At 47.7% G+C, this 15,313-nt stretch carries 15 protein-coding genes; 8 read left to right on the plus strand and 7 right to left on the minus strand.

The window, feature by feature from the left end; all coding sequences use genetic code 11:
* Positions 1-44 precede the first annotated feature (44 nt).
* The 6 genes from BLV50_RS23535 to BLV50_RS23560 all read right to left on the minus strand — a co-directional run bounded on the left by BLV50_RS23535 (position 45) and on the right by BLV50_RS23560 (position 6,764).
* Positions 45-1,370 (minus strand): 6-phospho-beta-glucosidase, encoded by a 1,326-nt coding sequence (locus BLV50_RS23535; RefSeq protein ID WP_090810300.1) that lies wholly within the window; start codon positions 1,368-1,370, stop codon positions 45-47.
* 54 nt (positions 1,371-1,424) lie between these two features.
* A complete protein-coding gene (locus tag BLV50_RS23540; RefSeq protein ID WP_079695763.1) occupies positions 1,425-2,417 on the minus strand; it encodes an N-acetylglucosamine kinase in 993 nt (330 codons plus the stop codon).
* 33 nt (positions 2,418-2,450) lie between these two features.
* Positions 2,451-3,458, minus strand: coding sequence for a LacI family DNA-binding transcriptional regulator (locus BLV50_RS23545; protein WP_090810302.1), 1,008 nt, complete (start codon positions 3,456-3,458; stop codon positions 2,451-2,453).
* 131 nt (positions 3,459-3,589) lie between these two features.
* On the minus strand, positions 3,590-4,972 hold the full coding sequence (locus BLV50_RS23550) for an ABC transporter substrate-binding protein (RefSeq protein ID WP_079695761.1): 1,383 nt from the start codon (positions 4,970-4,972) through the stop codon (positions 3,590-3,592).
* A 53-nt stretch (positions 4,973-5,025) separates the two neighbouring features.
* The gene (locus BLV50_RS23555; RefSeq protein ID WP_063567787.1) at positions 5,026-5,910 is read right to left on the minus strand and encodes a carbohydrate ABC transporter permease; all 885 of its coding nucleotides are present in this window, start codon (positions 5,908-5,910) and stop codon (positions 5,026-5,028) included.
* Positions 5,907-6,764, minus strand: coding sequence for a carbohydrate ABC transporter permease (locus BLV50_RS23560; RefSeq protein WP_063567788.1), 858 nt, complete (start codon positions 6,762-6,764; stop codon positions 5,907-5,909). Before BLV50_RS23560 ends, BLV50_RS23555 begins: the two co-directional genes overlap by 4 nt.
* Positions 6,765-7,254: 490 nt before the next feature.
* Between BLV50_RS23560 and BLV50_RS23565 the strand changes: the two genes are divergently transcribed.
* Positions 7,255-7,611, plus strand: a complete 357-nt coding sequence (locus BLV50_RS23565) for a FlxA-like family protein (RefSeq protein ID WP_090810304.1) — start codon at positions 7,255-7,257, stop codon at positions 7,609-7,611.
* A gap of 149 nt (positions 7,612-7,760) precedes the next feature.
* Here BLV50_RS23565 and BLV50_RS23570 read toward each other — a convergent pair whose 3' ends face one another.
* A complete protein-coding gene (locus tag BLV50_RS23570) occupies positions 7,761-9,116 on the minus strand; it encodes an MATE family efflux transporter (protein WP_063567794.1) in 1,356 nt (451 codons plus the stop codon).
* Positions 9,117-9,283: 167 nt separating this feature from the next.
* Between BLV50_RS23570 and BLV50_RS23575 the strand changes: the two genes are divergently transcribed.
* The 7 genes from BLV50_RS23575 to BLV50_RS23605 all read left to right on the plus strand — a co-directional run bounded on the left by BLV50_RS23575 (position 9,284) and on the right by BLV50_RS23605 (position 15,149).
* On the plus strand, positions 9,284-10,018 hold the full coding sequence (locus BLV50_RS23575) for a class I SAM-dependent methyltransferase (RefSeq protein WP_090810305.1): 735 nt from the start codon (positions 9,284-9,286) through the stop codon (positions 10,016-10,018).
* A gap of 177 nt (positions 10,019-10,195) precedes the next feature.
* Entirely contained in the window at positions 10,196-10,774 is a 579-nt protein-coding gene (locus BLV50_RS23580; RefSeq protein WP_090810307.1) for an RNA polymerase sigma factor, read from the plus strand.
* Positions 10,771-12,027 carry a hypothetical protein gene (locus BLV50_RS23585; protein ID WP_090810309.1) on the plus strand — a complete coding sequence of 419 codons (1,257 nt, stop codon included), beginning with the start codon at positions 10,771-10,773 and terminating at the stop codon, positions 12,025-12,027. Before BLV50_RS23580 ends, BLV50_RS23585 begins: the two co-directional genes overlap by 4 nt.
* Before the next feature lie 60 nt (positions 12,028-12,087).
* A complete protein-coding gene (locus BLV50_RS23590) occupies positions 12,088-12,546 on the plus strand; it encodes a 2-thiouracil desulfurase family protein (protein ID WP_063567797.1) in 459 nt (152 codons plus the stop codon).
* A 267-nt stretch (positions 12,547-12,813) separates the two neighbouring features.
* A complete protein-coding gene (locus tag BLV50_RS23595) occupies positions 12,814-13,491 on the plus strand; it encodes an NAD(P)H-dependent oxidoreductase (protein WP_090810311.1) in 678 nt (225 codons plus the stop codon).
* A 147-nt stretch (positions 13,492-13,638) separates the two neighbouring features.
* The gene (locus BLV50_RS23600) at positions 13,639-13,950 is read left to right on the plus strand and encodes an ArsR/SmtB family transcription factor (RefSeq protein WP_063567799.1); all 312 of its coding nucleotides are present in this window, start codon (positions 13,639-13,641) and stop codon (positions 13,948-13,950) included.
* A gap of 164 nt (positions 13,951-14,114) precedes the next feature.
* Positions 14,115-15,149: an LLM class flavin-dependent oxidoreductase gene (locus BLV50_RS23605; protein ID WP_090810313.1), complete on the plus strand. Its 1,035-nt coding sequence runs from the start codon at positions 14,115-14,117 to the stop codon at positions 15,147-15,149.
* Positions 15,150-15,313 lie beyond the last annotated feature (164 nt).

Here is a 15,313-nt window from a genome sequence, read left to right on the forward strand (position 1 = left end):
AGACGTTTTTCTTATGGTATCAGGACGAATGGATGAAAGCCGAATTATGCTTTAGCTGCAGATTCAGTAAAGAACTGCGGCAAATATTCCTTGTTGGCTTCGAGCATTTCATCCAGCATCTGAATCGCCACTTCGACCGAAGGGACCAAAGGATGATGGGCCAATGCCTGTATGGCCAATCCACGATCGCCGGTCACGGCAGCATCGATGGCGAGGCGCTCATAGGTTTTAACCGCATGGATCAGTCCAACTGCCATTGGAGGAACCTTGGTCAACGGCAGGGGCAGTGGACCGGTTTTGGTGACCACGCAGTTGACTTCAATGCTGGCATCGTCTGGCAGGAAATCAATGATACCTTGATTGGCTACGTTCAACGTCTGAATGTCATTCGTTCCGTTGTAGAGTGAGCGCATCAGGTTCACGGCTGCTTCGGAATAGAAGGCGCCGCCCCGCTGTTCCAGCTGTTTCGGTTTATCTTTCAGGTCCGGGTCATTGTAAAGCTCGAAAAGTTCTTCTTCGACGCGTTTAACCACTTCCGCACGGTTGCCGCCTTTTTGTAAGGATTCCAGCTGCTCTTCGAGCATGGCGTCGGTCATATAAAAGTATTTCAGATAGTAAGAAGGCAGGGCATGCAGGGATTGCAGGAATTCCGGATTCCACTCCCGTGCAGGCACGTTCTTCGCGCTGTAACCGGCCGTATCGGACAGCATGTCATCCAGTTTGTCTTCTCCATTCACATCAATACGCGTAATCCAGTGGAGATGGTTCAGGCCAACAAACTCGGCATAGACGCGGTCCGCTTCTACGCCGTATTTGGCTGAGGTTTGCTTGATTAGGCCGATTGGTGCATTACATAGACCAATGCTTTTAACGTTGGAATACTTCAGAATGGCTTCCGTGACCATACCCGCCGGATTTGTAAAGTTCAGCAGCCAGGCATTAGGAGCGAGTTCTTCAATATCACGGCAGATATCAAGCAGGACCGGAATCGTCCGCAGCGCCTTCATCATGCCTCCGGGACCAGTGGTTTCCTGACCGATCACGCCGTATTTCAGGGGAATGGATTCATCGCGGCCACGGGCGTCAAGCATGCCGACACGCATTTGAGTGCTGACGAAGTCCGCACCCTTGATGGCTTCGCGACGGTCGAACGTCAAATGAACTTCAATCGGCAGACCCGATTTCTCCACCATGCGTTTGGCTAAGTTGCCGACAATATTCAGTTTGCGCTCTCCCGGCTCAATATCGACCAACCACAGCTCTCGTACAGGAAGCTCGGCATGATGGAGGATGAACCCCTCAACGAGCTCCGGAGTATAGGAAGATCCACCGCCGATTACCGCTATTTTTAGCCCTTGTTCATATGCCATTTTGCACACTCCAGTCTTTTAAGAATTTTTTATGATGACAGTGTTTATAGACGTTTATCTTGTTGTTTGCTTAATATGTTCGAAGTCACGGAAGGCCCTCATTTTGTCATATACATCCTGGCTTACCGCATGTCCGGCCGCATCCATAGCAGACCATAAGGCACCGACAACAGGCTCGGTGGCCAACGTTACGATGGTCGCATTTGGAGCGATGGTTGCAACAGTCTGTTCAATTTTGCTGCGAATCCAGCCACGATCTCCCCTTGTTAGCAGACTTCCTGCTAGTATAACGTCAAAGGCGTCCTTTTCCATTCCAAGTTTATGGATAACCGCAGCTGCTGATTTGCCAAGCTCTACGCCTTGACGGTTCAGAATTTCCAGAGCTACAGCATCGTCCTCTGCGGCAGCTTCAAATAGCAGCTTTGCTACATGGACAGGCACATGCTTGCCGTGATCCTGAAAGTCATCGAACATATCGCTGACACTGTCATATCCAAGGAAGTTAAGCAGCAGGGGACTCAGGAGCGTTGGCTGCTCACGGCCGTCCCAAGAACGGATGACAGAGCGGAACACCTCAATATTGAGGGAACCGCCACCGCCGAAATCACCGTACATATAATCAAAACCACCGACCTGTACATGTTCTCCTGCCGGATTGCGGCCTGCGGAGTTGGTGCCTGTGCCGCAGATCAGCGCGACCCCGTAAGGCCGGTTCGTACCTGCGCGCAGACCGATCATCGTGTCACAGTTAATCGAGTAATTCTGGGTGAATCCGATTTCCTGAACCAGAGGGTGCAGGATTCGGTAATCTACCTCCCGATCTGCGCCCGCAAGTCCGAAATAGGTGTGCGAGATTTCATGAATCCGCAGTCCTGCTTCGTTTAGAGCTCCTTCTGCAGCTTCCCGTATGCTTTGTGCGGCCAAGGCGCGGTCAATCTGGTGATTGCCGTTGCCGCCCACGCCTTTGCCAAGCACATTGCCGAAGTCATCGGTCAGCAGGGCGTATGTTTTTGTTCCTCCCCCATCGATTCCCAAGTAGTAAGCCAATGGTCGTCACTCCTATATATAAGGTTATATTTATTATCCGGTCGTACCTTTTGTTGGTAATCCAGTAGATTCTCTCACGATGAGTTCAGGATCGATCCTTACATTAGCCCCTCGTTTCATCGTACCGTCCATGCGTTTCAACAGCATATCCGCAGCTGCGACCCCAATGCGGTCGGCAGGCTGCCGGACCGTTGTCAGATGGGGGTGCAGCTTGGATGAAATATACTGATCGTCATAGCCGACGATAGCTACCTGTTCAGGCACCTTGATGCCTTCTTCCATGAGGGCGTTCACGACTCCAAGCGCGATATGGTCATCGCCCGCGAACACCGCGGAAGGCAGGTGTCCCTCACGCAGCCACTTGCGGCAGATGTCATAACCAAAATCGATTTCGAAATCGCCCGTGATCATTTCAAATGGAGCCAGATCTTTTTCCTTAAGAGCCTGCAGGAAACCGCTGCGACGCTCTCTCGTACTGCGGAACATGTTTTGTCCGCTTAAATGCGCGATGGAGGTATGGCCGAGATCAAGCAGATGCTTCGTAGCGGCATAGCCACCTTTGTAGTTATCGATCGTTACCGAAAAAGTATCATTCTCCGGCTTCTGATTGTCGATTAGGACATAAGGAATATTGCGCCGCTTCAGTTCCACGATGTAGTTATCCTCTTCCATCGGCGAGAGCAGAATAAGTCCGTCTACCCGGTCCTCCTGGATCAGGTAATGGGTTTCATCGGAGCCAATGCCGGTAGAGACCGAAACGGCCAGAAAATAGCCGTGAAGTGCAAGCACTTCGTTCAGCTCTTTAACGACGGTGTCGAAGAAGGAATCCTGAAGAGTGGTCATGATCAAGCCGACGATTCCTGTCTTACCGCGAGCTAAACTCCGCGCAGCAGCGTTGGGATGGTAATCGAGCTCCTTGATGGCTTCCAGAACCTTTTGCCTATTTTTCTCTCGCACGGATTCGGCACCGTTTAAGACGCGTGAGACCGTTACGACGGACAGCCCTGATTTCTTTGCAACATCAAATATACTAACCTTCATTGTTTATTCTCCTTGCGGCAGATTTTCCGTACTTTATATTGACTTAACAATAGTATACATGTACGGAGGCTTAGCCGCGAAGCTAATTTGATAGATGCACCGCCCCTTTCGGGACGGCACAATGTCTAGCGTTACCGTTTGATAATTTCCATGACCTTTTTCTGAATCGTCGGCATCACTTCTTCAACGGTGTTGTGTCCGGTATCAATCGGCTGCATCTCATTAATGAACATGTCGTTGATCTGAGAATAGTGGGTGATCAGGTGGTTATAGGATTCAAAGCCGTATTTCACAGCGCCTTCGTAAACCTTCTTCACATCTGCCGCATCGATGCCATCAAAATGCTTGTAATAGGTTTCGGCTGCCTTCGTATTCACTGGAGGGTTACCACCGCTCAGGTCGATGGATTTTTCCTGAATTTCGTCGCTGACCAGATACTTGATCCATTCAAAAGCTTCCTTCGGATGTTTGGAACCCTTCAGAATCAAGAGCGGATCGACGAACAGCACGCTGCGGACCTTGTCATTGCCGCCGGCAGGCACTGCAGCCACGCCAACCTTGAAAGGAAAGTCATTGGAGCCCGCAAGGCTCCATGAGCCGCTGACGGTCATACCCACCTTGCCGGTTACGAACGCATCGCCGTTTTGCCCCGCTACGCTTTTGCTCCATTCCGTTGTCGGAGACACTTTATCTTTTAAGATCAGGTTGAACAGCTTGTTATAAGCTGCGATGACTTCAGGCGAATCAAAATGAGTCTCGGATGGTACGCCGCCGTTCGTCCAGGTATCCTGGGAGTAGGGTTCAGCTCCGAAATAGAGCGGGCGCATATCGCGCTCGGACCATGTGAAGTCAACGCCATATTGAGTTTTAGCAATATCATTGGATACATGCGTCATTTTCTTCGCGTCTTCGACCATTTTGTCAAACGTCCAGCTCTTGTCCTCGTAATCGCTTGGAGGATAAGCAACGTTGGCAGCATCGAACATGTCTTTGTTGTAGAGCATCAGAGAGACGTACATGTTGACCGGAATACCGTAGACTTGGTCTTTGACGGTGTAGATTTTCATAAGATCATCCGGGATGTTGTAGTCGGACGCCTTAAATCCGTCTTCCTTAATAATGTCGTTCATATCAAGCAGCATGTCTTTGTTGTAATACTCTGCAAAACCGCCGTATCCATAATGGCTTGTGACGTCAGGCGATTTGCCCCCGGCAATCAGCGTTTGAAGTTTACTGTCGAACTGCTCGTAAGGAGCTTTCTCGATTTTCACCTTAATATTCGGATGTTGGGCTTCAAAATCCGGAACGAGCTTTTCAATAAAGGTGCGATCCTCGGAATCGATGGTGTAGTGCGTTATGGTTACTTGCCCACCTGAGTTAGCGCTATCGCCATCGTTACCAGGTACGACATCTCCCGCTGATTTGCCGCCGCTACAGCCGGACAAAGCCAATACGACGAGCATGCTGGTCGCAAGCAAAAGTGTAAAAGACTTTTTGATCCTTATCGTTTTCATGAACTACAGTCCCCCATATATTCAAGTTTTTTGCCGCCCCTGCGGCGGAGTCTTTACTTGATGCCTGTAAGTACAATTCCTTCCACAAACCGCTTCTGGGCTATCGCAAACAGGGTCACGATCGGCAGCATGGCGAGTACGGAGGCGACCATGAGCAGATGCCACGGCGGAATTCGAAAACGCGAAGATGTGAAGGAAGACATACCGACCGGAAGCGTAAACTTATCCGATGAGCTTAAATAGAGCACAGGTGTCAAAAGGTCATTCCAGCTGTAGATGAAGGCAAAGATCGCAACGGTTGCAAGTGCTGGACCAGACAGAGGCAAAGCAATCTGTCGCCACATCCGGAACTCGCTGCAGCCATCGATACGTCCGGCGTCAAACAGCTCATCCGGTAGCGTGGTAAAGAACTGTCGCAGCAAAAAGATGTTGTATGCTGAACCGAAAAACGCAGGGACAATCAGCGGCAGGAAGGTATCGATCCAGTTCAGCTTGGAAAAGAGAATGAACTGTGGGATCATAATCGCTGGATATGGAAGCATCATGGTGCTGAGCATGAGCATGAACCACAAGTTGCTGCCCTTGCCCCGATATCTGGCGAAGCCATAGCCTGCAAGCGCCGACGAAAACAGGGTGCCGACAACAGTCAAAATGCCGATAATGAGACTGTTCATATACATTTGACCGAAGTTCAGCGTGTCGAAAATTTCTCTGTAGTTACTCCACTGCCAGGACTCCGGCAGAAAGGTCGGAGGAAACGTCAGTAGTTCCTTCTTCGATTTCAGTGAGGTAGAGACCATGAAAAACAAAGGGAGGAGCATGAGAAAGGTGGTGACCACCAGGGCAATGAAGCTGGCAATGCTAACCGCATCGATTTTGCGCCGGCGTTTATTCACAGAAGGTGAAGCCCCTGGGCCGGCAGTCGGAATCGTACTCATTTGCGTCCGCCTCCTTCATAGTGAACATAACGGTTCGAGAGTTTGATAATAAGCGCTGTAAACGCCATGACGACGATCAGCAGTACCCAAGCGAGTGCCGAGGAGTAGCCCGCTCTGTATTCCTTGAAGGCGCTGGTGTACAGGTTGTAAACGTAGAACCAGGTCGAGTAGTTTGGACCCCCTTGGGTCATTACATACGCCTGCGTAAATACTTGGAAGGAATCAATGACGCCCATAATCAGTTGGAACAAAAGTACCGGTGAAATCATGGGCAGCGTTACGTTCAGGAAAATCCGGAAGCGTCCCGCACCGTCAAGCTTGGCGGCTTCCACGAGGCTTGAAGGAACGCCCTGAAGTCCCGCAAGGAACAAAATCATGCCTGAGCCCACCGTCCAGAAGGACATAATCATCAGAGCGTAAAGCGCATAATCGGGGCTCATGAGCCAGGCTGGGCCGCTAATGCCGAACCAGGACAGCACGTAATTGAACAGACCGATCGATGGATTGAAAATCCAGTACCATAGCAAGGACATGGCGACGCCGGATACCATGCTCGGAAAATACATGGCCGTGCGGAAAAATCCGCGAAACGGTATTTTCGCATTGAGCAGGAGAGCAAATCCCAGTGCCAGCAGCAGCTGGATCGGTACACTGATAAATGTATAGCGTACCGTTACGACAACAGATTTCCAAAATAGGTCATTTTGAAACATTTCTTTGTAATTCGCGAGTCCGACATATTTCGGCGGGTGGATAATGTCATAGTCCGTGAAGCTGTAATAAAGGGATGACAGAATCGGATACAAGGCAAACACGAAGAAACCGATAAGCCATGGAGAGATGAAGAGGTACATGTAAAATGTCTGCCGCCGGCTTTCGCGATGGGTCACATAAACACCAACCTTTCTATTTGATATAAAGTTATAACGCTTTAACTTTCGTAGTTGAGTTTCCCCGAAATTAAAAGGTTTCATGTGATGTTATGTAATTGAAAGTTAAAGTGCTTTAACTTTATTATCCGGACTGATGAGATTATCATAGTGGATGGTTTCTCAATTATCAACCCTTTTTTTGGATAGTTGAAAGCGCTACCTTCATTGGTGCTTCGGAAGTTCTTTCAAAACGCCTGATAAAGGCTGATTTAGAAAGGTTTTTTGGGGGGGGATCAAGCCCTCGAAAATTCACGAAACTTCTTGGAAGGAATTTTCGCGAAAGGATCGGGTAACTTTGTTCGAAAAACTAGAAATGGCCGGCGCCAATCATTCAGCAACCTTTCAGTTGAATTTAACGTTCCTATCGTCTGTATGGGATATAGTGGAACCAAGAAAGAGGAGGAGATCAACAATGAATATTTCTTCAGCAGCAAGTTCCACGACATCCTACATATCCACGTCTTCATCCAGTTCGAACAGCACAAGTGAGTTGGAAAAACAAAAGACGAAGCTTGAGGCCGAATTGGAGAAAGTGCAATCCAGCAAGGACGATGATAAAACCAAGGAGACCAAAACGAAGCAGCTGCAGCAGCAAATCAAGCAAATCGAAGCTCAAATCTCGCAGCAAAGCTCCCAGAGCAGCGGGACAACCGGAACCAAAGAATCGCCGCCGGCCAAACCACCAACCAATGGCATGCAAGCAGCATCCCCGCAACAAATTGCAAATGCAACGACGGACAGCAATGGCCGATTTGATATTCGGGTATAAGAAGGAATACAGAACTTAATTTAAAACCGAATATAAAATAATTTAAACCAACGAGCTAATCGATAAGTTGGAGCTGATTGGCTCAACCAAAAGACCTGCCTGATCTCTATAGATCAAGCAGGTCTTTTGGTTGTTCACATGTACATGTTTTATTCAATCGTTAAACCGTTTATCCGTTCAGAGATGGCTCTTTTTTTATAGTACATGCCGATAGTCACCAGAACCACCATCTCGGATAGCGGAACGGCAAGCCAAACGCCTGTAACACCGAAGAATGAAGGGAGGATCGCAATCAAAGCAACCATAATAATCATCTCGCGTGCAGCTGTAATCCAGATGGCCATTTTGGCATTTCCGACAGATTGAAAGTACGTGCTCATGACAAAGTTAATACCCATGAACAAGTATGCAAAAGTAAATATTCGCAAACCGTACACGGCGTTATCCGTCACGCTGGCACTGAAGTTCCCGAAGATTTGCACAAAATAAGGTGCGCCCAGTTGTACAACGAGTAACAGCAGGACCCCACATGCCAGAGCCGTTCTGGAGGCTAAACGAATGGTCTGTTTTTCCCGATCCATCTGTTTGGCTCCGTGATAATAACTGACCAAAGGTTGGGCAGCGGAGGCTAGACCGAGAAATGCGAGCAGTACAACACCATGAATATAGTTCAAAACTGTAAAAGATGCCACGCCATCCGTGCCCGCAATCCGATCCAGTGAGATGTTGTGAGAGATGGAGAAGACGGACATGCCTAGTTCAGCAAGGAAGCTTGGAAACCCAATGAGTACAATAGAAGCCAGCAGTTTGGTATTCCATTTGAAGCGAGTGAATTTGAGATTATTATTTTTTCTGAAAAAGTGAGTCAGCAACACAAGAAGCGCCAGAGATGCCGATATAATTGTACCAATCGCGACGCCACGAACGCCCCATTCCAGTACGTATAACGTTATATAGTTAAGCACAATATTAGCTACCGCAAATGTAATCTGAGCATACATGGATGTATTGGGATTGCCGTCGTTACGAACAAAAATAGTAAGTGCATTCTCAATGGTGAAGACAAAACCGAACAACAGCATAATATTCATATAGTCTGCAGCAAACGGGAATGTTTCAGTATTGGCACCAAGGGCCAAAACAAGCTTATCTCTGAAAGTATATGCCGTATATCCGATAACCATTGTAATCAGCAAAATAATCGTAATGGATTTGGTGAAGATTTGTTTCGCTGTCGTGGGGTCCTTCTTACCCATATAGGTGGAATACAAGGTTGCCCCGCCCATTCCGATCCATAGCGACATAGCTACAAAAAGCGTATAGACAGGAGATGCAATCCCGATTCCCGCCAACGCTGTAGAACCCAGTTTGTGTCCAACCATAATGCCGTCGATAATAAAATTGAAAGCGATAACGAGCATCCCTAATATGGAAGGCACGAGGTAGCTTACAAATGCCTTACCTACAGATTGCCTTTCTAATGGATGCGTCCAATTTGTGTTCATGATGACCTCCGTTAGTATACTGAATGTTCGTTCTATATTATATTATACTGAACGTTCGTTCTGTATAATAACATGCCGAGAATTTGGTTGGCAACTTTTCCAAAAGATGATCGTTTATATGGTAGAGTTAATAGAGCATCTTTTATGACACGGGAGGGAATCTCTTTATGAAGCAAAACAAATATGATGAAGCTGAGTTTTTCGGCAATTACAGTCAGATGGCTCGATCTACCCAAGGGTTGGAGGCTGCTGGCGAGTGGCATGAACTGCAAACGATGCTGCCTGAATTAAAGGGCAAGAACGTATTGGATCTGGGGTGCGGCTTTGGTTGGCACTGTCGATATGCACGTGAGCAACACGCTAGTTCTGTGGTTGGCGTGGATTTGTCTGAAAATATGTTGCAACGTGCACGCGAGATGACGGATGATCCTCAGATCGAGTACCAGCGTATGGCGATTGAGGATATTGATTTTGCACCCGGACAATTTGATGTAGTGATCAGCTCACTGGCTTTGCATTATATCGAGCGTCTGGATCAGGTATACGCCAAAATCAATGCATGTCTTGTTCAAGGAGGTACGTTTGTCTTGTCTGCGGAACATCCCATCTTCACGGCGCGGGCGGAGCAGGACTGGCATTATGGAGCTCAAGGTGAAATACTGCATTGGCCTGTGGATCATTATCAAGAGGAAGGGCAGCGGGTAGCGAACTTTCTGAATCAGGACTTGGTGAAATATCATCGGACGATGGCGACTCATCTGAATGAATTGATTCAAGCTGGTTTTGTCATTCAACAGGTAGCCGAGTCCAAGCCATCTCCTGAGATGATGGAGCAGGTTCCCGGTATGCGAGACGAGAATCGTCGGCCGATGTTTCTGATGATTGCCGCGGTTAAGGCTTGAGCAGCAGCTTCGGCGGTATCAAAATGAAGTTTATGGGTTTTATACTCGATAGACCAGCGCGTTCAGTACATCTGGACTTTGCTGGTTTATTTTATTTTGTAGGAGAGGGAGAAGAAATAAACCGTTTGGGAACCAAATCCGAATGGACGTAGTCTTATTAAGTGAGGTGAACATCAGTTGGACTATCAATATCTGGCACACGCTCAGACGATCGACAATTACACACTTAGCAGCATGATGGATGAGTACGGGAACGATGTATGGAACTACGCGTACTTTCTGACCAAAAGTACCGAGCAGGCAGATGAATTGTCACAGGAGGTGTTTATCCGGGCATATTCTGGGATCGCCCATTTTCGGGGGGAATGCTCATTGAAGACATGGCTGCTGACCATTACTAGGAACACAACATTTACATACCGGAAATCCAGATTTTTTCGCAGCAGTTTATGGGGAGAGACACTGCCACTCCCCACGGAACAGGTGAATACGAGCATGGGTGAGATGAAGCCTGAAAAATGGGTTCACCCCTCTGCCGAAGCCGAGGCGATCAGCAGGGAGCACGTTCATGAAATCTGGGACATCATCATGGCTCTGCCGGACAAATTCCGGGAATTGCTTTTGCTGCATCTGAAGTATGAGCTTACAACGGGTGAAATTGCGGAAATGCTGGGCATCAGCGCAGGAACGGTCAAATCGCGACTGTCCAGAGCGAAGGCCAAAGTACGGAAACAGTGGGAGGAGCGAAGTGAATGAAACATATGGATGACGAATGGGAAAAAGTAGTCAAACAGGAGCCGTTTGCGGAGTCTCCTTTTACCGAGGAGCATAAGCAGAACGTACTTCGCCAGGTAGCCTGGCTCAAATCGGGATCTGCACAAACAATGAGTGATGCTGGGGATAAGTCCGCCGAGCAAAACACCCTGCCCAATCAACACAGACGCCGTCTTCGCTCCCGCAGAGCTGTTATTGCGTGCACGACGATTGCAGCCGTGGCAGCGGCGGTCATTCTTTGGAACGGACAGATTGTGGAGCCTGTAATTGAAAAAGTATATCCCACAGCAGCGCTGCAATATACGGATGATGCCGGCATGAGCCTGCTCACTGACAAGATGAAAAAGAATGTAGCCGTCACGATGCGAGACTATCTTGGCAAACAATTACGTATAACCAAAGTGCAGGACCTGCCTGTCTCTGGAAGAGTTTCTGTCGAGGCTGGAAAAGAAGGCGATGCAGAATATGCGTTGATCTGGCTTGATGCGGCAACAGGCAATCTACGTGAGGTACAGATGAGAAGGGAGATGGCAGCTAATGAGCTGGAGCATCGTTATTTGCGCCAGATTCCTTCACTGCTTCAAGGCATTGGTGGGGACCCTGCGCTCACACCAATATCAGCCAATCGATATGTGGGAATGAAGCAGGGCGAATTGGAGCCGAAATCGTATACTACACTTACGTTAGAGAATAAAAAAAGCTATGGAGAGATTATTTGGTTACAGGATGAAGCGATCTCCGTTTCAGGTGATCTCGATCCTGATCAAGTTTCCCAAACTGCTTTGGCAAATGCAGAGGATTCCATTGAGGCGTTTTCTGGCAAAACTGCTCCCGATCTGACGAGCATACACCGGACCAAAGATGATGAGATTGGTGAGGATACAATTACTTTTAATTTTGGAGATTATTATTTTGTACAAACAACTGAAGGCAAGTCTGGCTTAAGTTATTCCGTTATAGATGCGAAGTATGATGGAAAAGAAATAAATAATTTGGAAGAAATGGAGGCTTATCATAAGGAACTCTTTGAAATGAAAGAATCTATCCTTAGGGAAAAGGCAGCACCAATAATCAAGAAAATATTTAAAGTTGATCTTCAAGCATATAAACTCCATCGAATGCCGGAAACGCTTGGAATCGTTACATTTGAACTGGAATCGACAGGGGATGTTTTTCAAGTTCGATATAATGAGGATGCTCGTATTACTATGATCACAAGGGATGCCAACCTCTAAGACTTGATTTCATATGGTACAATCAATTTAATAGATGATTGGAGCATAAGGAGCATAACGATGAAATATTTGGTGAGTTCATGTCTTGCTGGCGTAGCCTGCCGTTACAACGGAACAGCGAGTCTGGATGCAAAGATTCAGGAGCTTGTGGAGCAGGAACAGGCAAAGATGGTCTGCCCGGAGCTGCTTGGAGGGTTTTCCACCCCGCGGGAGCCAGCTGAAATTATCGGCGGTACGGGTAAGGATGTGCTGGCAGGTACAGCCAAGGTGATTGAGAAGAGTGGCAATGACGTCACGGATCTGTACATTAAAGGAGCCTATCAGACACTTGAATGGGCGCAAAAACTGGATGTCACCTGTGTGGTGCTTAAAGAATTCAGTCCTTCCTGCGGTACACAGATGATCTACGATGGGAATTTTGCCAACCACAAAGTCGTGGGCGAAGGGGTTACGTCTGCTTTGCTGCGGCAAGAGGGATTTACGGTTATCTCGGAAAATGAGTTTATGGAACAGTTGTAATTGTCGTAATCACAATAATCTCTGATACGAATTACAGGTAAGTCGCCTTGGGGAGCAGCAGATCCATGGCGACTTGTTTTTTTGTTACAACAGGGCATGCACTTGATTATCGAAAAAACCTTGTTAGAAATAATAGTTACTTTTATATACTAAGAAACATTATTGTGCGTACTTTTATATTTTGATTATAAACTCTAAAATAATACTCAGGTATTCAAGTTCAGACCATAAACAGGAACATAAACAAGAAAAGGATGTGCAGATCATATGGAATTCTCGGCAAAAGCCATTACGAAAGAAAATATTTTGAACGCTTACTATTTTCGGCATGCAACCAAACAGTTTGATGCTTCACGTATCATTTCGGCTGAAGATTTTGAGTTTATTCTAGAAACGGGACGGTTGTCGCCAAGCTCAATTGGTTTGGAACCATGGAAATTTCTGATTGTGCAGAACCCGGACTTCCGTAAGCGTCTGTCCGAAGTTTCTTCCGGGGCTCAGAAACAATTGGCGAAGGCAAGCCATTTTATTGTCATTCTGGCGCGGTCTGAGGCGAGTTATAACTCGTCTTACGCGGAATATATGCTGAAAGAAATCAAGGGCATGCCGGATGACGTATTTGAGCTGACCCGTGAAGCTTATGGCAAATTTCAAAAGAACCAACGAATGCTTGAGAACCCGCGTACTTTATTTGACTGGGCGTCCAAACAGACCTATATTGCTCTCGGTAATATGATGACTGCGGCAGCGCTGATTGGTATCGATTCCTGCCCAATTGAAGGGTTTAGATATGAAGACGTACATCGTATTCTGGAAGAGGAAGGTTTGCTTGAGGATGGACAATGGGATGTTTCCGTCATGGCAGCCTTCGGTTATCGGGCGGAAGATCCGCCACGTGAGAAATCCCGTCAGCCTTTGGATAAAATCACGCAGTGGATTGATTAAGCTTATCAGTCCATGCTGGAACAAGTAAAAGAAACGGTCAGCACCAAGTTCTAAACGTATACACATGTATTTATTGGCAGGCCGGTTCGTTCGTTGAATCGGTCTGTTTGGTTTGCAAAATGAAAGAAAGGCGGTATAATCTTACCCATGGAACCTATACTCATATTCAAAGCATTATCCAACGAGACACGTCGACAGATTCTGTTGTGGCTCAAAAACCCGGAGCAACACTTTCCACCGCTGGAGTTATCCCAGCATCCGGATGCAGGAAAGAGCGGCATATGTGTTGGAACGATTCAGGTGAAGGCCGGACTGGCTCAATCCGTCATATCCAGCTATCTGCTGACTATGCTCAAAGCCGGGTTGCTGATCTCCGAGCGTAGGGGACAGTGGACGTATTATCGCCGCAACGAAGAAACCATTCGTCAATTTGCCGAGTACGTACAGCACGAGCTATAAGCCGGACGCCGAGACGGAAGCAAGAATGCAGGTGCAGGCGGGTATTCCGTCCGGATGTAAACGGCTAGAGGAGCAGCTCTGTCACATCATTTTTTTGCGCTTTTACATCTATATATCTGGATATACAAAAATAAAAATATGAACAAAGAGGAGAACTTTCTATTATGTCTACCGAAAACACAGCTTCATCCCATAAAAAACTTATTAACGACGTTAAATTGTCCATACTGGATTTGGCTCCTGTCGTAGTAGGTGCCACACCTGCGGATGCGCTTCGCAACAGTCTGGATCTTGCTCAGCACGCAGAGCGTTGGGGATATCACCGTTACTGGGTAGCGGAACACCACAACATGCCGGGCATCGCTTCTTCCGCGACCGCGGTTGTCATTGGTTACCTTGCAGGTGGAACGAAGACCATTCGTCTCGGATCAGGCGGAATCATGCTGCCTAACCATGCGCCGCTTGTTATTGCCGAACAGTTTGGCACGTTAGAGTCACTGTATCCAGGCCGTATTGACCTTGGGCTGGGCCGTGCACCGGGAAGTGACCGACGTACGTCTCTTGCTTTGCGAAAAGATCTGAACAGTGGTGAAGATTTCCCCGAATTGCTGGCTGAACTTAGAGCATACTTCGATGCTTCTGCTACATCGTATCACGCGCCTGTTCGCGCTGTACCCGGTGAAGGGTTGAATATCCCGATTTACCTGCTCGGCTCCAGTGATTTCAGTGCTCGTCTCGCCGGACAGCTGGGATTGCCGTTTGCTTTTGCCAGCCACTTCTCACCGGATTACACCCGGATTGCACTTGAAACGTATCGGAGCAGCTTCCAACCATCCGATTACTTGAAGGAACCCCATGTTATTGTGGGTGTAAATGCTGTCGTGGCGGATACCGACGAAGAAGCAGCATGGCTTGGCACAACGATGCAGCAGCAGTTCTTGAATATTATTCGTGGCACAACCGGATTGGTGCAGCCACCAGCCGATATGGAAGGCAAATGGACAGATCGTGAGAAAGCTGGTGTAGAGCAGACGCTAAAAGCAGCTGTGAACGGTTCTCCAGAGACCGTGCGTGGTCAACTGGAATCATTTATTGCTCAGACCCAGGCGGATGAGCTGATTATTACGTCGATGATCTATGATCATCAGGCACGCCTGCACTCGTATGAGCTGATCGCTCAACTGGCGGGAAAAGCATAAACAAAAGCATAAACTCAACAGCGGACGTGAACAAAAGGCTCGCATGCCACTGACATATTAACGGTTTGTCTCTTCGGAGGCGAGCCGTTTTTTGGTAGGGAAATTATTCAAAGGAGTTGTATGGGGCAGAAGGTTCTTTTTAGGGTAAAATGAACTTACCGGTC

The sequence above is a fragment of the Paenibacillus sp. 276b genome (assembly GCF_900107875.1).
Lineage (GTDB): Bacteria > Bacillota > Bacilli > Paenibacillales > Paenibacillaceae > Paenibacillus > Paenibacillus marchantiae.